A 23,761-nucleotide genomic window follows, 5' to 3' on the forward strand; every position below is an offset into this window, starting at 1 on the left:
TACAGCCATACCGCTCTTTCTTGTAACAGCATGTAAAAATCAGATCAAAGAAGAAGTTGCAGAGCAGCCTGAAAATGCTACAGCCATGAAGCAGGAGCCAGACAAAATAACCAAAGAGGTTTATACTGATGAATCCGGAGAACAGCTTGAGGTAACATTTAATGAAACTCAGCATACTGTAACGGTACATTTAAACGGAAAATCTTATAATCTTAAAAAAAGTGATGAACTGCCAGAATTTACAGCAAGTGATGCAGATTATCAGTATTCAAACGTTCGTGGTGAAGTAACTTTTCTGAACAAAGATTATAACATGGTACTTTTCCATTGCAAGAAAAATAAATCATCTTCTTCCAATACTAAAATGGCTTCTTACTAATCACAAAATCTTAAAATTATGAAAAAAATAATCGCTTACATTTATTCGGTAATCATGTTTGCTATTCTTGCTTCCTGTATGAATAAACCATCTTCAGCTGTTTCACCCGAAAAAAGCTCAGATATTACGGGAAAGACATGGCAGTTAACAGAGATCTACGGTAGACCTATTCAGCTTAAAAATCCCAAAGCAGTACCTCATTTTATGCTGAATACTTCCAATATGAGGTATGAAGGACATGGAGGATGCAACGGAGTGGGCGGAACTTTTGAAATAAAGCCTGAAATCATGCGTATCAAATTCAATCAGGGAATGTCTACCATGATTGCATGTGATGATCTGGAAACTGAACGTGCTTTTGTACAAGCTCTTTTGGCAGCAGATAATTATTCTGTAAACGGAAATACTTTAACGCTCAACAAAGCCAGAATGGCTCCATTAGCAAAATTTATCCTAAAATAAATTGTAAATAATCCCAATATGAGAACACTTCTGTATGACAGGAGTGTTTTTTCTTTGAGATTACTTTTTTTTATAAATAAGACAACAGATAAGCAATGTAATATTTACAGCCACAGAAAAGGCATTGGTGAGAATGATGGGAAGTTCATCCTTCAAAACTCCATACCACGTCCAAAGCGAAACTCCTACAATAAGCACTCCAAGCATTCCCCATGAGAGATCATCTGCATTTTTTTCTTTTATTACCTTAATTAACTGAGGAATCATCGAACCTGAAGTAAGAAGACCGGCAATTATTCCTAAAAGATTTTCATTCATAGATGATATTTATTTTGATAAAGCAAAAATTATAGCAATTTTACAGCCTTCTCTATTTTTTTCCATATATAGAATTCTGTTGAATGAATTTATTAAGAATAATGGTTACTTCTATTGAGTAATAATCAGAGTAACTTGGAAGTTGAATTTGTATGTATTTCTTTTAATATTAGTTTTCAAATCGTTCCAGAGAAATCTCTTTATCCAGAGGAATATCTTTTTCAATAAAATCAAATAGACTTTTGGAAAAGTAACAGCCATTTAAAATACCTCTTGCTCCCAAACCATTGAAGACGTATAAATTATGATAATCCGAGTGTCTTCCGATAATTGGTCTTCTGTCTTTTACAGTCGGCCTGAATCCGAAATTTACCTCTTTAATTTCAAAAAGATGAGGATAAAATTCCGTCAGACCTTTTTTAAGCTGCTCAACTGCAGAATCATCAATTTCATGGTGCAGCTGTTCTCTGTCGTACGTTCCACCATAAAAATACAGCTGCTCATTTAAAGGAAAAAGAAAATGTTTTTTCTTGATAGTAATATTTTCGGGGATTTTTTCTGAAAGCTCTACTTTAATATGGTGGCCTTTATTGGGATTTACAGGAATTTCAGAAAAAAAGGGATTATGCTTTACTCCCATTCCTTCGCAAAATAAAATATTCTTAAAAGTAAAATCTCTATAAGTCGATTTTTTTACATCTAAATCAGAATAAATAAATTTTTCAGCAATTAATTTTTCATTTTTTTCTAAAAAACTAAATAAACCTGTAAAAAATCCATTAACATTAAGTCTTACAGACTGATTCACCTTTCCTGAAAGAAAATCGTTTTTTACTGCCTTTAAATGATCGAAATTTTTATCTAAAAAATGTAAAAGGTCATCATTTCCCGACTTTTTTTGCCAAAGTGTCTGTTCATTTTCGTCATGAAAGATCCTGTGAATCGGAGCATCGATCAGATAATTCTCTCCGGTGTAATTTTCAATTTCTTTTAAAGTACTTTTAAGAAAATCGATTTGTTCCTGTGCTTTCCAAAAAGTCGTAAATTTTTTAAGCACAACAGGATTTATAATTCCTGCAGAAACTTGTGAGGCACTCTTCTGTCCTTCCGAAAACAAGACGAAAGTCTTATTATTTCTGATTAGCTGATGTGCAAAAAAAAGCCCTGCATATCCGTCTCCTACGATAATATAATCTACATTCTTCATAATAAAAAAAACCTGAGTAAAAATACTCAGGTTTTCTATAATTATCCAAGTGAAATCTTAGTAATTCCACATATCATTTTCCATTTGAAGGATCTGCGCCTTAATTCTGTCGCTTTCTTCAATCTGATCTTCAGCATCTCTAGGAATATAGTCTTTAATAACTCCATCACCTAATCCCGCTGATGATTTATAAATAACAGAAGAGAATCTTCTTGCGTTGATTAAATCATCAAAAGATAAATCTGCTGATGAATTTTTTCTGTTATAAACATAATTGTTAGCTAAAATATCTCTCGCGCTAGGATAATAAATCCAGAAAAGATCAATAAGCTCATCTGCTCCAGCTAAAGGCTGTCCATCTGGTCCTGTTCTACCTTGTACAGCAGGGTCTGGTCCCATAGCAGCAAGACCAAGTGGTCTATATTTCAACTGACCATCTCTTTTATCGATAAACCACATACCCATTACTTTTAAAACTTTAACTTTATCAGTTGTCGTTTTAAAAACGTCGGTATATTCTTTTTTCTCTTGCTCTGTTAACTGTCTCCCTGAGTTTAAGATATCAATCGCTGCATCAGCAATTCTTACACTTTCTAATCTTTTTTGGATACCCTCAGGACTCAATTTTGTTACGAAGTTCTCATCATCATAGACTTCAGCAATTTTTCCACTCGTAGCAGCATCTAACAATAATTGATATAAAGATCTCGTTTGGCTAGATGTAAGACCATCTGGATTATCATAATAGAATGGCTGATTAATTTTATCATTCATATCAATGATTTCCCAAACAAACATACTTTTAAGAATGTCTTTATCATCAACAAATCCATATTCCAAAGGTTTTACTTTTTTGTCAACAATACTATCACCAATTTTTTGTTTGTTTTCAGCTCTCATTTGTCTAAACTCCTCCGGAGAAGAAGCGTTCAGGATGGTTTGGGAGAATGCAAACCCAGAAACCAATACTAAAAGACTGCTAATATATTTTTTCATAATATTTTTTTATCTTATTAAAATTACTGAACGTTGATTACAACTGGTGAGATATTTTTCAACGTTTGATTTCCTAAACCTGTAGCAGTAGCTTTAATGTCGAAGACATATACTACATCTCCAGCTCTTAGATTCTTAACTAATCCTGCAGCTTCATCAAGACTGCTTCCTTTGATTAATAATGCAGCTCTACCCGGAACTTTTACCATAAATTGATTAACAGTGAATGAAACTGGGAAATCAAAATCAGGAATAGCTGCCTGTACAGTCTGATTTGGTATAGAAGTAGCAGGAACATTCAATACTGTCTGACCTCTCATTTGTCCTTGAGGAGCAGGAACATTCTTAATTCTATATTCAAATACCTGAGAAACAGTTTTACCCGATGGATCTGTACCAGACAAAGTAAGTTTAAGAGTATTTCCAGTAGAAGGAATTACATTCCATTTACCAGGACCTGCACTTTTAACAACTGCACCTGGAGCAGATAGGGACAATTTAGAATTATCAGCTCCTAAAATTGATCCAGAAAGTGGATTCTCTAAACCTCTATACACTACATTCATCTTATCTGGTGATAATAATAAACCTTTTTGAAGCTTAACTTCCTCTGGTCCAGCAATTACATTATAAGTATGAGTGAAAGGGTAGTTTTGAGCTTTTCCTGTCGCATCCGTTAATGTAATATTTCCACTGAACGTTTTCTGTCCGATTCCGCTTGTATTAAGATTTGCATATCCTTTTCCGTTTTCCTGTCTGCTTACTCCGGAAATACTGATCTTATTACTGTTTGAATAGTTTCCTAACATTACAACAGCTTCAGCCGGCTTTCCTGCAACTACATCTACAGGAGCAGAAACAATAGCTTCGTAACTTGTAAATTTAATACTTGCATCTACTTTTTCCTGCAGCATTAACGCCAATGCATCAGACTGAACGTTTCTTGCATCATTCTGAATAATTTCCAAGTTAGAAATTGCAGCGATTAATGGCTGGTGATAAAACTTGTTTTGGAACCAAGTTTTGTCATTCGGAGATTTTCCTTTTGGATATTCAGCAATTAAAGATTTATTAGCTCTTTCAACTAGGTCTTTCAATTGCGGGTTGTTTCCAAAAGTAGCATTAATGTAGTTTCTTACATCATCTATTTTTGCCTTTAATTCCAACGCACCTTTTGATGGTGTATTTTCATCTCCTTCCTTAAAGAAATATTCAGTTGTAGCTTCATTGTTGTTAAGTGCTGCAAAGTTTTCACTTACGTCAACATCTTTTCCTAATGCATCTTTATCATGAAACTCTGATTTCTTTTTAAGAACATCTTTAATTTCCTGAGCAGATTTTACCAAAACATTGATCTTATCTCTAAGAACCTGATACTGAGCCCATGGTTGCGCATAAGTATCCGGAACCTGCTGAGCTTTCGCCTCAAGAGTTTTTTCAAAAATCTTTTCGTTTTTTCTTTCAGTTAAAGTTCTTGTTTCATTAAGAGCTTTAGTAGAGTCATAATATGACCTGATGATTTCCGCATCAATATTTAGGGCCATCATAGCGATGAACACCAAATACATCAGGTTGATCATCTTCTGACGAGGTGTCTGTTTTCCTGCTGCCATTCTCTTTTCTTTGTTTTTTGATTAAGTAGTTAAATTAAAAATGGTTTGGGAAATTAAGATTTCATAGCAGTTAGCATACCACCATAAACTCTGTTTAAATTGTTTAAGTTTGAAGTTAAACCTTGTAGTTCTTGATTGAATTTTTCTGATTGTTCAGCAGATTTCTGCATATCTGCAACATATTTATTAGCAAATTCAGATTGCTTTTTAGTGCTTTCCATCTGCATTGCATATAAAGCGTTCATGCTTTCCATATGCTGAGCTGCTTTATTTAACTGCTCATTATATTTATGTGTAGAGGCAGAAACGTCAACAGTCTGATTGATCTGATCTACTGAGCTTGAAAATTTATCGATTCCTGTTCTCAGTCTTTCAAATAACTGAACATCAAGTTTAGCGTCTTCAAGCATTTTGTCTAATTTGGTTGAAAGAGAATTTTCTAATTCAGCAAATTGAGCAGAATTGCTTTTAGATACATTTGAGTGTAATGGATTTGGGTTCGCATGCTTATCTAATAATTCAGGATAAACATTTTCCCACGCATAAGACTCCTCAGATTTTGGCGGGTCGAAAGCGAAAATGATGAAGATGATAGCTTCCGTAATAAGTCCCACTGTAAGCGCCATGTTTCCGTTAATTGGTCCCAAAGTAATGTGAGTAATTTTAAGCCAAGCTCCAAGAATTACAATTGCAGCACCGAATGAATAGAAGAAATTCATCCAAGCATCTTTAGTCTTAAACATATAAGTTAGTTTTTTTTAATGTTAAATAAAATTTATTGAAAATAGTGGTAATTGAATTATCTGTTAACTTTTCTTGGTTTAACAGCAGCCTCAGGAATATCCTGTACAGTTCTGAATCCAATATAGCTTCTTGCAGAGTCTTTTCTTTCCCAGTCTCTTGCGCCATTCATAAGCATATATCCTACATCTTTCCAAGATCCACCTCTAATAGATTTCTTAGTATCTGCCAAATCTTTCGTAGAAGGATTTAAAGTAGATGAGAATCCGTATGAAGAGTTGTTATAATCAGATGATGTCCATTCAGAAACGTTTCCAGCCATATCAAATAACCCAAACCCATTCTTTTTAAATTTCTTAACTGGAGCTGTATATGTATAAGTACCTTTTTTGTCGTCTTCCATATAGTTACCTCTCTTAGGCTTGAAGTTTGCCAGATAGCAACCTCTGTCGTCCATTAAGTAAGGACCTCCCCAAGGATAAGTAGCATTTTGCATTCCCCCTCTTGCAGCATATTCCCACTCGATTTCAGTAGGCAGTCTGAACTGCAATGGTCTTTGTTTTCTTCTTTTTAAGCTTTCGTTGTAATCTGACTTCAATTTAGATCTGAAGTTACAGTATGCTCTTGCCTGATCCCATGTTACTCCAACTACAGGGTAATCTTTGTAAGCTTTGTGCCAGAAATACTGCTCAAATAATGGCTCGTTATATGCAAAGTGGAAATCTTTTACCCAAACTGTAGTATCCGGATAGATTGCAATACTTTCACTTCTAAGGTAGTTTACTCCTCTTTCTTTTTCAGCCATTGCAACATCCATATCTCCCCATCTGTAAGTATATTTCAGTTTACTCACGTCAAGGATTCTTTCATTACCGATTCTTGAAGAAGCTGGTAAATACATAGATTCTAAAACTTCCGCATATTCTACATCCGGATATTTAGATGTACTCCAGTGCAAAGGAACTTTCCAGTCGATTTTTTTCGTTGGATCGTAGTTTCCTTCGTTTCCACCGCCTTGTCCTTCTAAATATTCCTGATATGGTGTTAAATTCTCTTCTTTCTGAGCAAGGTATGCATAATCTCCGATGCTTGTTCCTTTACCTTTACCTTCACCACCTTCTCCGGCAGCTTCAGCAAGTAAAGTTCTTGCGATAGAATCTCTTACATAATTGATAAATACCCTGTATTCCGCATTAGTAGTTTCTGCTTCATCCATGAAGAAAGAAGAAACAGTAACAGTTTTTGCCGGAGCCTTTTCAGGACTGTTTGTGAAATCCTGATCAGTTAATCCTGCAACAAACGATCCTGCAGGAATAGCTACCATTCCGTAAGGTCTTTCTGCAACAAATGATTTTGTTTTTTCTCTAGGTATCAATTCTCCTTTTGTTCCCGGTTTACCCACTGAAGAGGCTCCCCCACCTGAACAAGATACCGATGCTACCGACGCAGACAATAATAAAAGAAATATCCTTTTCATGTTAATTTTTATAATTAAGCCGTAAATATATAATTTTTTTAAGAAACTTTTAAGATTTTTTTTGAAATAACGGAAGAAATCTAAATTTATTTTATTTACAAGTAATTTTTATTCTACCGTTACAGATTTCGCAAGGTTTCTAGGCTGGTCTACATTAGCTCCACGATACACTGCAATATAGTACGCCAACAGCTGTAAAGGCACTGATGCAACGATTGGAGAGAAACATTCGGAGGTTTCCGGAATTTCTATAACGTAGTCTGCCATAGCACTTACCTGCGTATCTCCTTTATTTACAACAGCAATAACTTTTCCTTTTCTTGCTTTAATTTCCTGAACGTTGCTTACAATTTTATCATAATGTCCTTTTTTAGGAGCAATGATAACAATCGGCATATTTTCATCAATTAAAGCGATAGGACCATGCTTCATTTCTGCAGCAGGGTATCCTTCAGCATGAATATAAGAGATTTCTTTTAATTTTAATGCACCTTCGAGTGCAGCAGGATAATTGTATCCTCTTCCTAGATATAAGAAATTGGTTGCACTTACAAAATCCTTAGCGATATTTTGTACCAACTCATGGGTAGTTGCTAAAACATCTTCTATTTTTCTAGGAATTGCATCCAGTTCTGCAATTAAGCTCATAAACTCAGCATTCCCTAAATTACCATTATGCTTTCCTAATTTGAATGCTATTAAGGTAAGAATTGTTAACTGTGCAGTAAACGCTTTTGTGGAAGCCACTCCAATTTCAGGTCCCGCGTGTGTGTAAGAGCCCGCATCTGTAATTCTTGCAATGGATGAATCCACCACATTACAGATTCCATAAATGAAAGCACCTTTTTCTTTAGCTAGTTTTAATGCAGCCATGGTATCTGCAGTTTCTCCGGACTGAGAAATTGCAATGACTACATCTTTATCTGTAATGATAGGATTTCTATATCTGAATTCCGAAGCATATTCTACTTCAACAGGAATTCTTGCATATTCTTCAATTAAATATTCACCGATTAATCCTGCATGCCAAGAAGTTCCGCAAGCAATAATGATGATTCTGTTTGCATTTTTAAACTTTTCGATATAGTCCCAAATCCCCGCCATTTTGATAACACCTTCATCTACCAAAAGTCTTCCTCTCATCGTATCATGAACGGATTTAGGCTGTTCGAAAATTTCTTTTAGCATAAAATGTTCGTACCCTCCTTTTTCGATCTGCTCTAAGCTTAGTTTAAGCTCCTGAATTTCCGGCTCAATTTTAGAATTCTCACTGATGGTTCTGATATCTACTCCATTTTCAAGAGAAATTGTCGCCATATGTCCTTCTTCCAGATAAATTGCCTCTTTTGTAAATTCTACAAACGGAGATGCGTCTGAAGCGATAAAATACTCTTTCTCTCCAATTCCTATTGCCAAAGGAGATCCTAACCTTCCTACAACCAATACTCCGGGAAAATCTTCATGCATTACTGTAATAGCGTATGCTCCATAAACTTCGTTGAGAGCATATCTTACAGCAGTAGGAAAATCCATTTCTACATTCAGATCCATGAAATACTGAACAAGATTTACTAAAACCTCAGTATCTGTTTCAGATTTGAATGTAAATCCTTTTTCAGTAAGCATTGTTTTAATCGTATCATAATTTTCGATGATACCGTTGTGAACAAGTGCTATTTTTCCACTATTGGATAAATGTGGGTGAGAATTTCTATCACTAGGCACACCGTGGGTAGCCCAACGGGTATGTCCCATACCGATTTTTGCAACTCCTTTTAACTGACTGGAAATATTTACCAAATCATCAACTTTACCTTTAGTTTTTTCAACCTCAAGTTTGTTTTCTGCGTTTTCCAGAACAATTCCGGCACTGTCGTACCCTCTGTATTCTAATCTTCTAAGACCATTAATCACAATATCGTAAGCGTCTTGAAAACCTGTATATCCAACGATTCCGCACATATTTTATCAAATGTATTTTAAATTATTTTGTACCGTAAATTACTTTTAGCTGAATTTTATTGGGACTACTAGAATCATTTCCAACAAATACTGCTCTATCTCTTGCATACGATCTTGCAGTGTAATTATATCCAACTAAAGCGCCTGTCTGACTATTGGATAAGAAACTTCCCATATCAATTTTAAAGTATTTATTAACATTGCTAACTTCTACTCCACTCTTTCCTTCTACAAGCTCTTTTACTGATTGGGTCACTGTAAAATCGTAGTAAGCTGGATTTTTATCTAAATCATATGTTCTGTAGATTGCAAAGTTATTAGAACCGACTATAGTCGTTAAATCTGTTGTAAATGCTGTTGTCTCTTTGCCATCAGAGTCTTTATCTTTCTGAACAATAGAAAGAGCAGTAGGTTTTATATATTTATTATTCCAGTTTACAGGATCTGTGTAAATTCTTATTTTTGCACTGATGATAGCAGCTTTATCATTTTTATAAATTTGTTTTAAAGCATCAAGTGTTTCATTCTTAATTTTTATTCCTATAGACGGACCTCCCATTCCTTGTAAAAATAGTTTTGGAGCACCGTTGTTTTGGTCACCAATTACAGATGTAGACAAAACAGAACTACTTCTATCGTATTGGTATTGACCAATGTGTGTATTTCCAGATCCTAATGAAAACGTGTATGAAGCTTGAGGATGGGTAGTAACACCATTATCAGTCTTCTCGTACTTGTAATACATAATTAGTTCCATATCATTTGGACTAAACTGTAACAAATATCCGTCATTCTGTGTTGTAGAAATTCTCAACCCTCTAAAATGTCTTATAAAATTTGAAGCATCCTGTAATTCAGGCTTATTCTGATAGGCTATGATTTTATCTTTGAAAAATGTTTCATCAAGTTTAATTCGTAATCCCGGTGCAGATGCAGTAAACAAAGCACTTCCGTCAGAATCTTTTGTTACAGCTACAGAACTTACAAATCCATTCACTTCTTTAGATCCCAGTAATTTAGCTGAATTATACTGATAAACTGTATTTGAATAAGCGGCATCTGAATTACCTTTCAAAAAGTCTAAAACTTCATGAACCTGAATTGTAAAAGGGGATGTATTTCCACCAATCTTTGCTTTTCCATATTTATTTATTGGATAAGTATTTACGACTTTTTTTGCATTTACAGCTCCATCGGCGGCTGTTGTAAATGTGTAGCCGTCATCAACTGTATTTGTTTTTACAGAATCAGAAGCATATGTAGGTTTTATAACTAAAACTACCGAATCGATAACAGGAGTCTTACCAAAATCCGGATCATAGGTTGACAATCTAAGCTGTGTCAAATAAGAAGCTTTCTGCATACCAAACTGTCCTTCCGTAAAAGCTCCTAAAGTAGCGAGTCCTAATTTTGACGCATCACTTCGGATACTATCATTATTATTTATATTAAATGCAGTAACATCAAAAGATTTTTCATTTCCCTGTGCAGCACCATTCAAGAATAGCTGTTCCCCAAGAGTATCTGCATCCGGCTCACAGTTATAGATTAATGCACTTCCAAAAACCACCAGAGAAAAAACGGTGATTGCTTTTTTAATAGTATGAATCATTAAAAATGTGTTTTTTAATAAAGTTGATTTATAGAATCTACGTCAAGATATTCCGATTTCGGAGTAGAAGTTTCGTTGAAAGCCTTATCTAAGTCTTCATCCAAAAATTCATCTCCTTTTACGACTAAATCAACATAGCTCATGCTTTCGATAACAAAAGATTTTACACCAGGATTATCTAACGCTTTTAATCCTGAAATATTATCAAACTTCAGTTTTTCGTCGATATTGGAAGCTAAAGCTGCATCTTTTTCATTGTATAATGAAAGAACAATTTTAGCGTCCTTAAAATAAGTATCTGTTTCGTAGTATGTTTTAAGATAAATCGGAACAAAAGAAGCCATCCATCCATTTAAATGAATAACGTCGGGAACCCAGTTCAGTTTCTTAATGGTTTCAATTACTCCTCTGGCAAAAAATATTGCTCTTTCATCATTATCCTCGAAAGGCTGTCCTTCATCATCAAAATAATATTGTTTTCTTTTGAAATACTCTTCATTATCGATAAAGTAAACCTGAAGTCTTTCCCCCGGAAGTGACGCTACTTTAATAATAAGAGGCTGATCCAGATCATTAATAATAATATTCATTCCCGAAAGGCGTATCACCTCATGAAGCTGGAATTTTCTTTCACTTATTTGTCCAAATCTTGGCATAAAAACTCTTACATCATTGCCTTCTTGGTGCATCTTAAGTGCCATTTTGTTTACCACTGCAGCCATATTTGTATCTTCCTGATATGGATACATCTCTGTAGTAATGTACAGTATTTTTTGATTCGGCATAAACTTCTATCTAATTTTTGTAAAAATGCTTTAATGTGCAAAATTACGAAAAAACATTCATTATTATTTTAATTAACATTTTTTTACGATAATTCCCTTCTGAAATTATTAAAACCTTGTCTTCATTTATCATAATTATATGATATTTTTAGTATTTTTGAATTACTATTAAAATAAACTATGGAAGTTCTAAAAAGTAAAAAAGTTCTTCAGGATTTCATTGAAAGACAGAAAGAAATGGGCAAAAAGATAGGTTTTGCACCTACCATGGGAGCCCTTCATAACGGACATTTATCACTATATAAAACCGCAAGAGAAGAAAATGATCTTGTGGTATCATCAATTTTTGTTAATCCTACTCAATTTAATAATCCTGAGGATCTTGAAAAGTATCCGAGAGACATCAACAGAGATATTTCCATTCTGGAAAAGTCCGGATTGGTAGATGCTGTTTACATTCCTGAAGTTACAGATATTTACCCTGAAAAAACGGAAAGCAGACATTATGATTTTGACGGGCTGGAAAATGAAATGGAAGGAAAATCGCGACCTGGACATTTTGACGGTGTTGGTACTGTTGTAGAAGAACTTTTCAGACAGGTAAAACCTGATAATGCTTATTTTGGGGAAAAAGACTTCCAACAGCTGGCAATTATCAAAAAAATGGCTGAAAAGAAAAAACTTTTAATCAACATTAAAGGAGTTCCAATTTACCGAGCTGAAAACGGACTTGCCTTAAGTTCCCGAAACCAAAGACTTCATGAAGACCGAAGAGAAGCTTCTGCTGTTATTTATGAGACTTTAAAAAAAGTAAACGACTGGTTCAGAGTAATAACAGTTTCCGAAATTAAAAACAGAGTACAGGATATCTTTGATCAGCAAAGAGGGATGCGGTTAGAATATTTTCTGATTGCTGATGAAAAAACACTTAAGGAAACTGATTTTTTTTACAAAGACAGAAAATTCCGTGCTTTTATTGTAGTTGTTGTGGATGGAGTACGATTAATCGACAATATGCATCTGGACTAAATTTGATAAAATTAAATTAAAAATAACAAGCGCTATCCTTTTAATAACGCTTGTTATTTTTTTATCCGCAACATATAAAATCACATAAAGATAAAGTATATAAAAAATCAAAGGCTTCTTACGAAGCCTTTGAAACACCAAATCACAAAATATTAATATGAAAAAAATTTACTTTTCAGTAAACTTGTGACTCGGCTGGGATTCGAACCCAGGACCCATACATTAAAAGTGTATTGCTCTACCAGCTGAGCTACCGAGTCGTCACTTAGTTTGAATTTACTTTAAAAAAGTAACATTCTGTTTAAGAGCTGCAAAGATACAAATTATTTCGTTCCTGCAAAATTTATTTTTCAAAATCAAAGGCTTCTTTAGAAAGCCCTTGAAACACCAAATCACAAAATATTAATATGAAAAAAATTTACTTTTCAGTAAACTTGTGACCTGGCTGGGATTCGAACCCAGGACCCATACATTAAAAGTGTATTGCTCTACCAGCTGAGCTACCAGGTCGGCCACAATCAATAGTATTGTAAAATAAATTAAGCTATACTATTAATTATTCAAATTTTCTGCATTGTGCCTGCGACTGGACTCGAACCAGCACATCCTTAGGAAACCACCCCCTCAAGATGGCGTGTCTACCAATTTCACCACGCAGGCAATAAAAATCACAAAATCCAGTAATTTTTTTGCTTGTGACTCGGCTGGGATTCGAACCCAGGACCCATACATTAAAAGTGTATTGCTCTACCAGCTGAGCTACCGAGTCGGCCACTTTATCAACGATTAACACTGTGATAATGTCCCTCGTTTTTAGTGGTGCAAAGATATGAGTTTTTTCTTTATCTCAAAACTTTTTTGCAAATTTGTTTAAAAAAAATTCATGATAATTTCACTGGTCGGATACATGGGAAGTGGCAAATCTCACGTTTCCAAAATATTAAGCGAAAAACTCAATTTTAAATTAATTGATCTGGATAAAGAAATTTCCAAAAGGAATAAAATGACAATCCCCGAAATCTTCGATAAAAAGGGAGAAATCTATTTTAGAAAGCTGGAAAGAGAAACATTGGAAGAAATTCTTGCCTCTGAAAAAAATGTTATTTTAAGTCTGGGGGGAGGAACTCCTGTCTACTATAACAATATGGAAATCATCAACCATAATTCAAAAAGCGTTTTTTTGAGAGCTTCTGTCGCTACTTTAGCAGAAAGACTTTCTAAACAGAAAGAAAAAAGGCCTTTAATAGCCAATATCGCAGATGAAAATCTTGCTGAATTTATAGCAAAGCATCTGTTTGAAAGAAATGACTTCTACAATAAAGCACAAATTAGTGTAATTACAGACAACAGAACTCCGGAAGATATCGCCAGTGAAATAACAGAAAAGCTCTATCTCTAGAGCTTTTTTTTAATCTTCGTTTTCAGATTCGTCACCATTTTCACCAAAGAAATCATCCCAGTCTGTAAAATCTGAGGCAATGTCGTTTTCCACATAATCATCCATATCTCTGCGGTCTTTCTTTGTAGGTCTTCCCTCCCCTTTATTTCGGTAATAATCCTGAGACATCTTACGCATTTTCAATAATTCATATTGTTCCTTATCGGTTACATCTTTTATATGAAGAGGAACAAGCTTTGCTCCGATCCTGCTTTTCGGAATCTGGATTACTTTAATCTGATAGTCAATCTGATTTTTACGGATCTTAATTACATCTCCCTCCTTCACCTCTTTAGAAGACTTTACAACCGACGCACCGATAGACACTCTGTTCTTTTTAATCTCCTCAGTAGCAATGGTTCTGGTCTTATAAAAACGAATGCTCCATAAAAATTTATCTATTCTCATAATTTTTTATACTTTTGTCGTTATATTATTTGTAAAGTAATTAAAGTTTTTTGAAAAATGAAAAAAATATTTTTATATATCCTTGCTGGATCTCTGTGTTTCACGGCATGTAAAAAGGATGGTGAAGTTGAAACATTTGTAGAACCGGACGATATTGCGGTAAGAAATTCATACGACGATCAGGCGATCCAAAAGTTTATGAATGACAATTATCTTGATTCACAGGGAAATATAAAAGCATTCAGCTCTACAGATACTTCTGATGATAATGAGAAAAAATTATCAGAACTAAGTCCTCAGAAACTTTCTTCCGGAGTTATATATATTGTAAGAAACGGAGCGCAGCCAACTTCAGGAGTAACTCTTGAAACGAATCCTGAAGCAACAAATGCCACTCAGATCAGAACGATGATGAGAGCAAACTACTATCTTGCAACAAATACAGACGGTAATGTAGCATTTACAACATCAGGAGTTTTAGCCAACACAATCAATGGAAGCGGCTCTCCTTTAACGGATCCGATGTTTTATTATGTGAAGAAAGATGTTAAGACAAATGCGGGTAAAGAAAGAAGCTATTACGAAATAGAAGGTCTTCAGGAAGGATTGAAATATTTTAAGGGATACACAAATTTATCAGACGGAGATGCATACAATTTACAGGGGGTAATTATCGTTCCTTCAAGAGCTGCTTTTGGTAGAGATGCACATTATAATTATACAGGCTATTCTCTTAAAAATAATTGTTTTGTATTCAACTTCCAGATTTACAAAGCCAATCCAAGACCGGTTTTAGAACAATAAAAAATAAGGTTTAATAGTCAAAAATAGTTGGTAAAATTCTTCGTATTGCCGATTGTTACTGATGATTTAGAAAGTTTATTGAACTTTGTTTCAATAAACTTTTTTTATGGCTGAAAATTCAAAAAAAATCGTTGTTGGAGTTGCAAAAGTCTGGATGTGATTTCTTGGGGGAAGCAAAATGGTAAGCGTCGTTTTAAATGAAAAAATTGCGGCATTTATTTTACCTCAGAGAATAAATCTATTAGCCTAAAAAACAAAGAAATTTGGTTCAAGAAATGGATTGTCGGAAAACAGACTTATGAGCAGATTTCAGCAGAATCGGGATATTCCGTGAGTACTCTTCAGCGGTATTTTAACGTGATGCTTAGTAAAGCTCCAAAACTCAGTTACAGCCAGAACAAGGAAGTTTATTTACTCATCGACGGTACCTATTTTTCTAATGAAATCTGTCTGGTTGTTTATAGAGACAGTGTTTTTAAACAAACCCAGCTTTACAGAATTACGGACGGAGAGCATTATGAAGAACTCAAAGAGGATTTGGAAAACATCTTGAATTTAGGAATAAAAATTGGCGGGATAACCTGCGATGGCGACAAATCTCTACTGAAAGCTATTCGTAAAGTTTGTCCGAAAGTTCCTGTGCAGCGATGTTTGGTACATATTCAGAGAATGTGCAAAATATGGCTTCCGGCTTATCCAAAGTCTGCAGCGGGTTTTGAGTTGCGAGAAATTGTCTGCAAGATTCATTTTATCGACAATGAAGTTAAAAAGCAGTATTGGATCAAAGAATTTTTAGATTGGTCTGAGAAGCATCACGAATTTTTGAATGAAAAATCATACAGCCAGGAAACCGAAAGATATTGGCACACGCACAAGATGGTAAGGAGATGTTTTTCGGTTATCAGGAAGGCTTTACCCAATATGTTTATGTTCCTGCAAAATCCTAAAATCCCTAAAACAACCAACGGCATAGAGTCTTTTTTCGGTCATCTGAAAGGCAATCTCAATATTCATCGGGGACTTACAAAAAGCCGAAGAAAGAAGTTCATCCAATGGTATCTTTTCTATAGAAATCTAAAGTCGTAAAAGGTTTTTTAAGCCATAGAGCTGTTCCAATAATTTGCAAAAAAGGATGGCAAAGCCATCCTCTAAACTATTGTTTACAGCGTTGATTGTATTGCTGGTAAGTTGCTCCTCAGCATTGCTCACTCCTCTTCCAATCAACTGCAAAATATTACGAATTATTTATGACAAAAACACCAACTATTTTTGACCACATTACCAAAAATAAAAAGCGCTTCCCATTGGGAAGCGCTTTTTTATTGGAATCTATGATTTTGCTTTCTGCTTCACATTTCCTAAAATATCCGGAAAATAGAGATCTGCCAGATGATCAAACTCGTCACCTCTCATAAACATTGTGGCATCTACTTCTTCGTAAGAACTTCTTCCTGCCGCTGCAATCAGCTCATTGCAGGTATGAAGCGTATTTTTATGAAAATGATATACTCTTTCCGCTTTATCCGTAACATCAAGACCTTTAATTAACATTTTATCCTGTGTGGCAACACCAGTCGGACAATTGTTGTTATTGCATCTCAAAGCCTGAATACAGCCTAAAGAGAACATAAATCCTCTCGCATTATTACACATATCCGCTCCCATCGCAATGGCTCTCAGAATATCAAGACTTGTAAGAACTTTTCCACTTGCAATAACCCTTAATTTACTTCTTAAATTATAATTATTCAGCGTTCTGTTAACAAAAATCAAGGCAGGTTCCAGAGGCATTCCTACTCCATCGGAAAACTCCGGCGGTGCGGCTCCGGTTCCTCCTTCCGCTCCGTCAATGGTTATAAAATCAGGATAAATTTTCAGAACATTCATCTGAACGCAGATATCTTCAAATTCTTTGGTGTCTCCGATACACAATTTAAATCCAACAGGCTTCCCTCCGGAAAGTTCTCTTAACTGCTGTACAAACCTCAGCAAACCTGCAGCATCAGAAAAAGAAGTATGTGAAGGCGGTGAAATAATCGTCATTCCCGGCGTGACGTGACGGATTTTTGCAATTTCCGGAGTATTTTTAACAGCCGGTAAAACTCCGCCATGACCTGGTTTTGCCCCTTGAGATAATTTAATTTCAATCATCTTTACATTGGGTAAAGTGGAATATTTTTTAAACAATTCCGGATTAAATTTTCCTTCTTCATCACGACAGCCGAAATATCCGGTTCCAATCTGCCAGCAAAGATCGCCTCCTTCCAGATGATGCGGAGAAATCCCTCCTTCTCCCGTATTATGGTAAAAGTTTCCTTTTTTTGCGCCTCTGTTTAAAGAAATCTGAGCGCGGTCGCTTAACGCCCCGAAACTCATTGCCGAAATATTAAATAACGAAGCATGATAAGGCTGAGAGCACTGCTCTCCTCCTACCCAGACTCTCGGAAGCTCTTCCATCGGAGATTTTGCATAAATGGAATGCTTAATTCCTTCATATTTTCTGTGGTTAACTTCCAGTTGTGTTCCGAAAGGCACCGTATCACTTAAATTTTTGGCTCTTCTGTACACCGCAGAACGCTGATTTCTCGGAAAAGGTTTTCCATCGGTTTCTCTTTCGATAAAATACTGCTGCATTTCCGGGGAAATACTCTCAAAAAAGTATCTGAAATAGCCCAAAACAGGAAAATTTCTTAGAATAGCATGTTTAGATTGGGTAATATTATAAATTCCGATTGCATACACAATGGTTAGCAAAACAGGAATCCACCAATCTGCTTTTATTAAAAATGCAACCGACCATGCAACAACAAGAATAACAGCTCCCCAAAGCAAAAATTTGTCTCTCATATCATTTTGAATTTTACCAAAGTTAAAAAATTTAAATTGATATAAACGGTCTGAGAAACATCAAAAAGATGAATGAAAGAAGTTATTTTTGGATTAAATGTGATGATTTCAGGTTTCGATTTCATTAAAACAAAAAAAGACATCACTATGATAGCAATGTCTGAATTATTTTAAATGAATTGTTTAAAAGAATATTAAATTTTCTCAAGAAAACTTTCAAAAGAATTCATCACAGAAACGGTTCCGTCCGCTTCTATTTTTTCAAGCTTTAAGAATTCAATCTGATTTACTGAAGACTGATCGAAATTCTTCTGTACTCTCACATAATTCTCTGTGAAGCCAAACATTTTTCCGTCTTTGTTTTCGTGTTCCCAAAGTACAGGAAGTGTTTTTCCAAGCTGGGTCTGGTAAAATGCCATCTTTTTCTTTTCAGATAAAATTCTAAGCATTTTATTGCGTCTTTTTCTTTCAGGAATCGGAACTACGCCTTCCATTTCTGCCGCTTCCGTATTTTCCCTTTCAGAATAGGTAAAAACGTGCAGATAAGTTATCGGAAGCTCGTTCAGGAAGTTATATGTTTCCATGAACAGCTCTTCTGTTTCTCCGGGAAAACCGACAATTACATCCACACCAATCGCTGCGTCCGGCATTACTTCACGGATCTTATTAACTCTGTCGATATATAGTTTCGTTAAATAACGGCGTTTCATTTTTTTCAGCAGTTCATCACTTCCCGATTGTAAAGGAATATGAAAATGCGGAACAAAACTTTTGCTTTTCGAAACCAGTTCTATGCTTTCATCTTTCAACAGATTCGGCTCGATGGAAGAAATACGGATTCTTTCGATGCCTTCAACCTGATCAAGCTCAGAAATTAAATCTAAAAAAGTATGTTCGTGTCTTTTGTTTCCAAATTCACCTTTTCCGTAATCTCCGATGTTTACGCCTGTAAGAACGATTTCCTTGATGTCTCTTTCAGCAATTTCTTTGGCATTTTTCAATACATTTTCGATGGTGTCGGAACGGGAAATCCCTCTTGCCAAAGGAATCGTACAGTAGGTACATTTGTAATCGCAACCGTCCTGAACCTTCAGAAAAGCTCTGGTTCTGTCTCCGATGGAGTAACTTCCAATAAAAAAATCTGTTTCTTCAATTTCGCATGAATGAACGATCCCTTCGTTTTCAGATTTCTCCAGATCATCAAGATAGCTCAGAATATTGAATTTTTCTTTGGCTCCTAAAACCAAATCTACCCCTTCAATCTGTGAAATTTCCTCCGGTTTCAACTGTGCATAACATCCCACGATTACAACCAAACCATCCGGATTGGCTTTCATGGCTCTTTTTACGTGAAGTTTGCATTCGCGGTCGGCATTTTCAGTTACCGAACAGGTATTGATAACATACACATTCGCATTTTCATCAAAACTTACCTTTTCGTAACCTGCTTCTGTTAATTGGCGGGCAATGGTAGATGTTTCCGCAAAATTTAATTTGCAGCCAAGAGTATGAAATGCGGCAGTTCTTTGAAATTGAGACATTTATTGATTCTGAATTTTGTGGGTGCAAAGATAATCATTTTAAGATGAATTCTGAATTGATTCAGTCTATTGATTAAATTCATCCCTTATTTCCGGACTGGTATGGTAACAAACCGGAGATGAATTTTGAATTTCAGGTTCATCAATTTGCTGCAAATCTCTGATACATTGTTCTCTGATATTCCACAATTCATCTAAACTGTAAGTGATGCGATCTTCGTTCAGCCATTTTCCAAGAAAATCTTTGTGAAATGAAATTTTCTGAGCCCCAATTTCGTTGAATTCTATTTCCTTTTCAATCAGCAGTTTATCTTTAAATTGTTGATAATTTGAACTGCGGTTTGTAAAATCGTAATATTCGTCATCAATTTTGAGATAATTATGCGCTTCCGGAATGTATTTTAAATTAAATTTTTGCAAAGTACGGGTAATTTTCGGAGTGTATTGTGCATCCATTTTAAAAATTCCAAGAATGAGTTTTACATCGCTGTGATGGTTTTCGAGCGCAAGTTTTCTCAGGGCGGCGTGTTTTGTGCTGCAGGTTCCGCCAAAATCATCAAAAACACATTCGGTTCTGCTTTTATCAATATTTCTTTTATAAGGCAAGATCGAAACATATTGGCACGCAGAATGAAAATCTGTGATGTTTCTTTTTAAAAATTCATCAGAAACAATTCCTTTATTTTGAATGGTAAAGTTCTTCATTACTGCTGTCTGAATTTAGTAATCATTTCAGAATTAAATTCCTGCGATTTATTTCTCGGAATAGAAAGGCTTTTCCAGTCTTCATTCTTCATCATTTTTGCGATATACACCATCTGCCCGATATGATAAGGATAATGCGCCAATTGACGGAAAACAGCATCCATAAATGTATGTGCTTCATTTCTTATGTAAATTACGGAATGTATATTTTCATCATTCATCTGATTCAGAGCGTTAAAAAAACATTTCCAGCCTTTTTCCCAATATTCCAGAACCTCAGCTTTCGTCTTAAAAGTATTAACAAATTCTTCATCCCTGTTCCGCCATGATTTTTCGCCGTCTTCGGTTAAAAAATTAGTCCATCTGGATAACATATTTCCGGCGATATGCTTAACAATAATGGCTATAGAATTACTTTCTTCATTAAACTGCCAGAAAATCTGTTCATCCGAAAGCTGCCCGAAAGATTGGTCACCGAGCATTTTATAGTATTCAAAACGTTTTATCAATAACTCTTTCATGATGTAAATTTGAATATCTAAGATAGGGATTTTATAAAACAAAAACCGTTACACAGGCAACGGTTTTCTATTGAATTCTGAAAATTATTCTCTGTTTTTCACCATTACCCAACCTGAATACTTGAATAAGGTGTTCTTCTTATCATTTTCGTTCCAAGAAACCGAATACCAGTAAGTTCCTGTTGGAACTTTTTTACCTCCGATGGTTCCGTCCCATGTATAATTTCTTAGTTTATCCGCTTTGAAAACGAGTGTTCCGTATCTGTCGAAAACACTCAGCACTAAATTCTGTTTGTATCCTAAAGCTGAATAATCGATCACATCATTCACTCCGTCTCCGTTCGGTGTAATTACATTCACCAGATTAGGAACAACAACTGTAATATCGATCGGTTCACAATTGTAGGCATCTTTTACAAAAATTCTGCTGTCTCCTCTCGAAACATTGGTAAATACATTGGAATCCTGCCATTTAATCCCGTCAAGAGAATATTTGTATGGAGCTGTTCCACCTGAAACATTTACCGTTATGGTATTATTGGTAATATCAACTGATGAAATGACAGGCTGCTCAGAAGCATAGACTTTTACAATCTGTCTGGTAATACAGTTACCGCTTTTTAATTTCACCCAATACGTTCCTACTCCTACATTACTGATTGTCTGTGTAGTGGCTCCTGTACTCCATTCATAACCTGTAAATCCGGAACCTGCATCTAATGTAGTTTTATCTTCCATACAGATGATTTTGTCTTTCAGAATGGCGGAATATACCGGCTGAATAACCACCAGATTTACTTTTGCAATTGCAAAACAGTTATTGGAGTTGAATACTTTGACGTAAATGACACCGTTGGGAGCAATATAGTTTGAAAATCCTACGATTTCGTTCGTACCGTTCTGTGCATCTGCTAAAGAAGGATAGTATTTTTTAGTCGTTCCGCTTTGCGTGGTTACTGCCGCAAGGGAAAGATCAAAGAGTCCCGTAGAAGGATCAGCTTCAATAAAGCAGGTTCTTAAAGTAGCTTCTGTAACGACGACAATCGGATAAAACTTCAGAATAATCTGCGCAATTGCCACACAACCATATTGAGAAGTAATTTTAACGTATACCGTTCCTTCTGCCGAAACGAAATTAGTAGTATTTGTAATGGGATTTATTCCCGCATTAAGATCTGAAAGTGAATTATAATAAACCTTCACCGCGGTAGGATCTCCAAAAACAGCAGCGGAAGTTAAATCGTAAGTTCCGGTTCCTGCATTGTTATTGTTACAGCTGTATAGCGTAACATTGGTTCCTGAAATATTTCCGTATTTAAATTTAAAAGCTCCCACCTGTCTGCAGGAATTGATAGGGTTATTAGGGTTTGCAGGATCCTGATAATGAATACTGTAATAATATGTAGTAGTCGTATTAATGGTAATAGGCGACAAAATAGGATTTGCTCCGGAAAGAGCGTCATTTTGTGAAGTGTGATAACTGATCTGGAAATTACTGTTTCCATTTAAAATCCCGGAAGATAAAGTACTAAAATCAAAAACCATAGGATTTTCGCAGACAATAATTTCTCTTGGACTGGCAGGATTGGCAGCGGGAGCTCCCGGCGGAATAAAAGGATGAGTCTGAATGCTCGGATCCGTAAACGGTGAAGCCAATGTTGCGGTTCCTCCCCATGTTAGAGAAAAAGGAGCCATTGTAGGATTAAGAACATCTACCCAATTGTCTATATACAGATAATAGGTCTGTCCCGGTAAAACATCCATGTATTTACAGTACGGCGTTAGTGATCCTCCTGCAGCGCTTAAGATCGTACTCGTCATATTCATCCCTGTGGAAGCTCCTACTCCGATAACGGTTGCTGCATTACAGCGAATCGGAGAACCAAGATTTGCACAGTTGGCATTCGGTCCGTAGATTGCCCAGTCGTAATCTGCATTAGGATCTGTAGGAATGAGATCGAAAGTAAGCGTTCCGCCTGTTGCAATGGTAAATTTATACCAGATTGAATTATGCTCACCGGAAGATAAACATCCTCCTAAATTTTCGTTAACATTCCCGATTCCCATGGGAGAATAGGTAATATTCGAATTTCCGCATACCGCAAGAGCGGATGAACAGTCTGCCTGAGCGAAAAAAATAGATGAAATAAAAAGTAAGAAAAGAAGTAGAATTTTTTTCATATCATGCTGATTTGGTTATTAATTGAAATGCAATTTGTTGTCTATCAAATATAAACAATTCTAATTAAAAACAAAAGCTTCAACGAAAATAATTCAACAAAAACTAAATAACAATAAATATTTTTCAGCAATTACTTAATACTTGTAATATTTCCGCAAAGGTTTTCCAGATGAAAAATCTTATGAAACGGGCTGTTTACTTTTTGCAGATGTTCCTTATCCTGAATAAAAGTATAACGCGAAGCGATGGAATTCATATCCGAAACAATAACGAGCCAACATTCGTCGACCGAAGTATCGTAATAAGGAAATTTTTCGTTCTTTTTTTCAATCAGCTCTACAATTTTCTCGGAACATAATTCATCAAAAAGATTCATATTATACTCATGGGTAATAAAAACATTTCTTCGGTGGAAAGATTTCCGGATGCTTTTTACATTTCCTGCAGGCTTTCCTTTTTTGATGCTTTTATAAATATTTAAAATGATTTCCTGCTGATTTTCAGGAGAATCCAGTCTGATGTTTGAGTGAAATTCTAAAAAATAAACACCACGATATTTCGTAGTGTCTTCCTGTTCCAATAAAATTTCTGCCTGACGGAAAATCTTGTTCAGATTGCTTTCAACCTTCTTCATTTCAAGATGATTGATTACTTCGGTAAGCTCGATTCCGATTTTCTTATCATTAAATTTTGCAATAAAGTCGGGGCTTTCGCAAGTTAAATCTTCAAATTTA

Annotated in this window: 22 protein-coding genes and 4 tRNA genes; 6 read left to right on the forward strand and 20 right to left on the reverse strand. The window is 35.4% G+C overall.

The features are described 5' to 3' along the window. Both WFK35_RS07950 and WFK35_RS07955 read left to right on the forward strand, forming a co-directional pair. Positions 1-379, forward strand: a 379-nt coding sequence (locus WFK35_RS07950) for a hypothetical protein (protein WP_336732174.1), incomplete at its 5' end; no start/stop codon positions are given. Between the two features lie 18 nt (positions 380-397). Beyond that, the gene (locus tag WFK35_RS07955; protein WP_336732176.1) at positions 398-841 is read left to right on the forward strand and encodes an META domain-containing protein; all 444 of its coding nucleotides are present in this window, start codon (positions 398-400) and stop codon (positions 839-841) included. 60 nt (positions 842-901) lie between these two features. Here the strand turns inward: WFK35_RS07955 and WFK35_RS07960 are convergent, their stop codons facing one another. From WFK35_RS07960 to WFK35_RS08000, 9 genes are all read right to left on the reverse strand, one after another. Further along, positions 902-1,159: a SemiSWEET transporter gene (locus tag WFK35_RS07960; RefSeq protein WP_214588699.1), complete on the reverse strand. Its 258-nt coding sequence runs from the start codon at positions 1,157-1,159 to the stop codon at positions 902-904. Positions 1,160-1,328: 169 nt separating this feature from the next. Next, positions 1,329-2,366, reverse strand: a complete 1,038-nt coding sequence (locus tag WFK35_RS07965; RefSeq protein WP_336732177.1) for an NAD(P)/FAD-dependent oxidoreductase — start codon at positions 2,364-2,366, stop codon at positions 1,329-1,331. A 57-nt stretch (positions 2,367-2,423) separates the two neighbouring features. Further along, positions 2,424-3,362, reverse strand: a complete 939-nt coding sequence (porN, locus tag WFK35_RS07970; protein ID WP_214588697.1) for a type IX secretion system ring protein PorN/GldN — start codon at positions 3,360-3,362, stop codon at positions 2,424-2,426. Positions 3,363-3,385: 23 nt separating this feature from the next. After that, on the reverse strand, positions 3,386-4,975 hold the full coding sequence (gene porM / locus WFK35_RS07975; RefSeq protein ID WP_214588696.1) for a type IX secretion system motor protein PorM/GldM: 1,590 nt from the start codon (positions 4,973-4,975) through the stop codon (positions 3,386-3,388). 53 nt (positions 4,976-5,028) lie between these two features. Further along, positions 5,029-5,718 carry a type IX secretion system motor protein PorL/GldL gene (porL, locus tag WFK35_RS07980; RefSeq protein WP_214588695.1) on the reverse strand — a complete coding sequence of 230 codons (690 nt, stop codon included), beginning with the start codon at positions 5,716-5,718 and terminating at the stop codon, positions 5,029-5,031. Positions 5,719-5,774: 56 nt separating this feature from the next. Then, complete coding sequence (gene porK, locus WFK35_RS07985; protein ID WP_076392676.1) at positions 5,775-7,193, reverse strand: type IX secretion system lipoprotein PorK/GldK; 1,419 nt, start codon at positions 7,191-7,193, stop codon at positions 5,775-5,777. A 108-nt stretch (positions 7,194-7,301) separates the two neighbouring features. After that, positions 7,302-9,155, reverse strand: a complete 1,854-nt coding sequence (gene glmS, locus WFK35_RS07990) for a glutamine--fructose-6-phosphate transaminase (isomerizing) (protein ID WP_235132633.1) — start codon at positions 9,153-9,155, stop codon at positions 7,302-7,304. A 22-nt stretch (positions 9,156-9,177) separates the two neighbouring features. After that, a complete protein-coding gene (locus WFK35_RS07995) occupies positions 9,178-10,767 on the reverse strand; it encodes a DUF4270 domain-containing protein (protein ID WP_336732179.1) in 1,590 nt (529 codons plus the stop codon). Between the two features lie 14 nt (positions 10,768-10,781). After that, the gene (locus WFK35_RS08000) at positions 10,782-11,552 is read right to left on the reverse strand and encodes a glycogen/starch synthase (RefSeq protein WP_235132635.1); all 771 of its coding nucleotides are present in this window, start codon (positions 11,550-11,552) and stop codon (positions 10,782-10,784) included. A gap of 180 nt (positions 11,553-11,732) precedes the next feature. Here WFK35_RS08000 and panC point away from each other — a divergent pair, with 180 nt between their 5' ends. Then, positions 11,733-12,581: a pantoate--beta-alanine ligase gene (panC, locus tag WFK35_RS08005; RefSeq protein WP_336732180.1), complete on the forward strand. Its 849-nt coding sequence runs from the start codon at positions 11,733-11,735 to the stop codon at positions 12,579-12,581. A 187-nt stretch (positions 12,582-12,768) separates the two neighbouring features. Here the strand turns inward: panC and WFK35_RS08010 are convergent. The 4 genes from WFK35_RS08010 to WFK35_RS08025 all read right to left on the reverse strand — a co-directional run bounded on the left by WFK35_RS08010 (position 12,769) and on the right by WFK35_RS08025 (position 13,350). Further along, positions 12,769-12,841 (reverse strand) — tRNA-Lys (locus WFK35_RS08010). Positions 12,842-13,018: 177 nt separating this feature from the next. Then, positions 13,019-13,091 (reverse strand) — tRNA-Lys (locus tag WFK35_RS08015). Positions 13,092-13,158: 67 nt separating this feature from the next. Further along, positions 13,159-13,241: transfer RNA gene (locus tag WFK35_RS08020), tRNA-Leu, on the reverse strand. A 36-nt stretch (positions 13,242-13,277) separates the two neighbouring features. Continuing rightward, a tRNA-Lys gene (locus WFK35_RS08025) sits at positions 13,278-13,350 on the reverse strand. Positions 13,351-13,464: 114 nt separating this feature from the next. On the opposite strand from WFK35_RS08025, the gene WFK35_RS08030 reads away from it, so the two are divergent. Beyond that, entirely contained in the window at positions 13,465-13,980 is a 516-nt protein-coding gene (locus WFK35_RS08030; RefSeq protein WP_336732181.1) for a shikimate kinase, read from the forward strand. Between the two features lie 9 nt (positions 13,981-13,989). Here WFK35_RS08030 and WFK35_RS08035 read toward each other — a convergent pair whose 3' ends face one another. Further along, complete coding sequence (locus WFK35_RS08035; RefSeq protein WP_214588689.1) at positions 13,990-14,427, reverse strand: RNA-binding S4 domain-containing protein; 438 nt, start codon at positions 14,425-14,427, stop codon at positions 13,990-13,992. A gap of 57 nt (positions 14,428-14,484) precedes the next feature. Between WFK35_RS08035 and WFK35_RS08040 the strand changes: the two genes are divergently transcribed. Beyond that, entirely contained in the window at positions 14,485-15,231 is a 747-nt protein-coding gene (locus WFK35_RS08040) for a hypothetical protein (protein WP_336732182.1), read from the forward strand. A 213-nt stretch (positions 15,232-15,444) separates the two neighbouring features. Then, positions 15,445-16,317 (forward strand): IS256 family transposase, variant Zn-binding type, encoded by an 873-nt coding sequence (locus tag WFK35_RS08045; protein ID WP_442892022.1) that lies wholly within the window; start codon positions 15,445-15,447, stop codon positions 16,315-16,317. Positions 16,318-16,560: 243 nt separating this feature from the next. On the opposite strand, the gene WFK35_RS08050 is transcribed toward WFK35_RS08045, so the two are convergent. The 6 genes from WFK35_RS08050 to WFK35_RS08075 form a co-directional block, all read right to left on the reverse strand. Then, positions 16,561-18,078 (reverse strand): FMN-binding glutamate synthase family protein, encoded by a 1,518-nt coding sequence (locus tag WFK35_RS08050; RefSeq protein WP_336732184.1) that lies wholly within the window; start codon positions 18,076-18,078, stop codon positions 16,561-16,563. 194 nt (positions 18,079-18,272) lie between these two features. Next, on the reverse strand, positions 18,273-19,619 hold the full coding sequence (gene mtaB / locus WFK35_RS08055) for a tRNA (N(6)-L-threonylcarbamoyladenosine(37)-C(2))-methylthiotransferase MtaB (protein ID WP_336732185.1): 1,347 nt from the start codon (positions 19,617-19,619) through the stop codon (positions 18,273-18,275). A 66-nt stretch (positions 19,620-19,685) separates the two neighbouring features. Further along, on the reverse strand, positions 19,686-20,324 hold the full coding sequence (locus WFK35_RS08060) for a hypothetical protein (RefSeq protein WP_336732186.1): 639 nt from the start codon (positions 20,322-20,324) through the stop codon (positions 19,686-19,688). Further along, positions 20,324-20,845 carry a DUF1572 domain-containing protein gene (locus tag WFK35_RS08065; protein WP_336732187.1) on the reverse strand — a complete coding sequence of 174 codons (522 nt, stop codon included), beginning with the start codon at positions 20,843-20,845 and terminating at the stop codon, positions 20,324-20,326. The genes WFK35_RS08060 and WFK35_RS08065 overlap by 1 nt, the downstream gene beginning before the upstream one ends. An 84-nt stretch (positions 20,846-20,929) precedes the next feature. Then, positions 20,930-23,026 carry a T9SS type B sorting domain-containing protein gene (locus WFK35_RS08070; protein ID WP_336732188.1) on the reverse strand — a complete coding sequence of 699 codons (2,097 nt, stop codon included), beginning with the start codon at positions 23,024-23,026 and terminating at the stop codon, positions 20,930-20,932. Positions 23,027-23,157: 131 nt separating this feature from the next. After that, the coding region (locus WFK35_RS08075; RefSeq protein WP_336732189.1) for a hypothetical protein at positions 23,158-23,761 on the reverse strand (604 nt) is incomplete at its 5' end.

Origin of the sequence: Chryseobacterium sp. VD8 (assembly GCF_037149975.1) — a bacterium.
Classification (GTDB): Bacteria; Bacteroidota; Bacteroidia; order Flavobacteriales; family Weeksellaceae; genus Chryseobacterium; species Chryseobacterium indicum.

Bases quoted from the DNA above. Each gene is read 5' to 3' on its own strand.
- WFK35_RS07955 (WP_336732176.1), top strand. From the start codon at position 398: ATGAAAAAAATAATCGCTTACATTTATTCGGTAATCATGTTTGCTATT.
- WFK35_RS07960 (WP_214588699.1), bottom strand. From the start codon at position 1,159: ATGAATGAAAATCTTTTAGGAATAATTGCCGGTCTTCTTACTTCAGGT.
- WFK35_RS07965 (WP_336732177.1), bottom strand. From the start codon at position 2,366: ATGAAGAATGTAGATTATATTATCGTAGGAGACGGATATGCAGGGCTT.
- porN (WP_214588697.1), bottom strand. From the start codon at position 3,362: ATGAAAAAATATATTAGCAGTCTTTTAGTATTGGTTTCTGGGTTTGCA.
- porM (WP_214588696.1), bottom strand. From the start codon at position 4,975: ATGGCAGCAGGAAAACAGACACCTCGTCAGAAGATGATCAACCTGATG.
- porL (WP_214588695.1), bottom strand. From the start codon at position 5,718: ATGTTTAAGACTAAAGATGCTTGGATGAATTTCTTCTATTCATTCGGT.
- porK (WP_076392676.1), bottom strand. From the start codon at position 7,193: ATGAAAAGGATATTTCTTTTATTATTGTCTGCGTCGGTAGCATCGGTA.
- glmS (WP_235132633.1), bottom strand. From the start codon at position 9,155: ATGTGCGGAATCGTTGGATATACAGGTTTTCAAGACGCTTACGATATT.
- WFK35_RS07995 (WP_336732179.1), bottom strand. From the start codon at position 10,767: ATGATTCATACTATTAAAAAAGCAATCACCGTTTTTTCTCTGGTGGTT.
- WFK35_RS08000 (WP_235132635.1), bottom strand. From the start codon at position 11,552: ATGCCGAATCAAAAAATACTGTACATTACTACAGAGATGTATCCATAT.
- panC (WP_336732180.1), top strand. From the start codon at position 11,733: ATGGAAGTTCTAAAAAGTAAAAAAGTTCTTCAGGATTTCATTGAAAGA.
- WFK35_RS08030 (WP_336732181.1), top strand. From the start codon at position 13,465: ATGATAATTTCACTGGTCGGATACATGGGAAGTGGCAAATCTCACGTT.
- WFK35_RS08035 (WP_214588689.1), bottom strand. From the start codon at position 14,427: ATGAGAATAGATAAATTTTTATGGAGCATTCGTTTTTATAAGACCAGA.
- WFK35_RS08040 (WP_336732182.1), top strand. From the start codon at position 14,485: ATGAAAAAAATATTTTTATATATCCTTGCTGGATCTCTGTGTTTCACG.
- WFK35_RS08050 (WP_336732184.1), bottom strand. From the start codon at position 18,078: ATGAGAGACAAATTTTTGCTTTGGGGAGCTGTTATTCTTGTTGTTGCA.
- mtaB (WP_336732185.1), bottom strand. From the start codon at position 19,619: ATGTCTCAATTTCAAAGAACTGCCGCATTTCATACTCTTGGCTGCAAA.
- WFK35_RS08060 (WP_336732186.1), bottom strand. From the start codon at position 20,324: ATGAAGAACTTTACCATTCAAAATAAAGGAATTGTTTCTGATGAATTT.
- WFK35_RS08065 (WP_336732187.1), bottom strand. From the start codon at position 20,845: ATGAAAGAGTTATTGATAAAACGTTTTGAATACTATAAAATGCTCGGT.
- WFK35_RS08070 (WP_336732188.1), bottom strand. From the start codon at position 23,026: ATGAAAAAAATTCTACTTCTTTTCTTACTTTTTATTTCATCTATTTTT.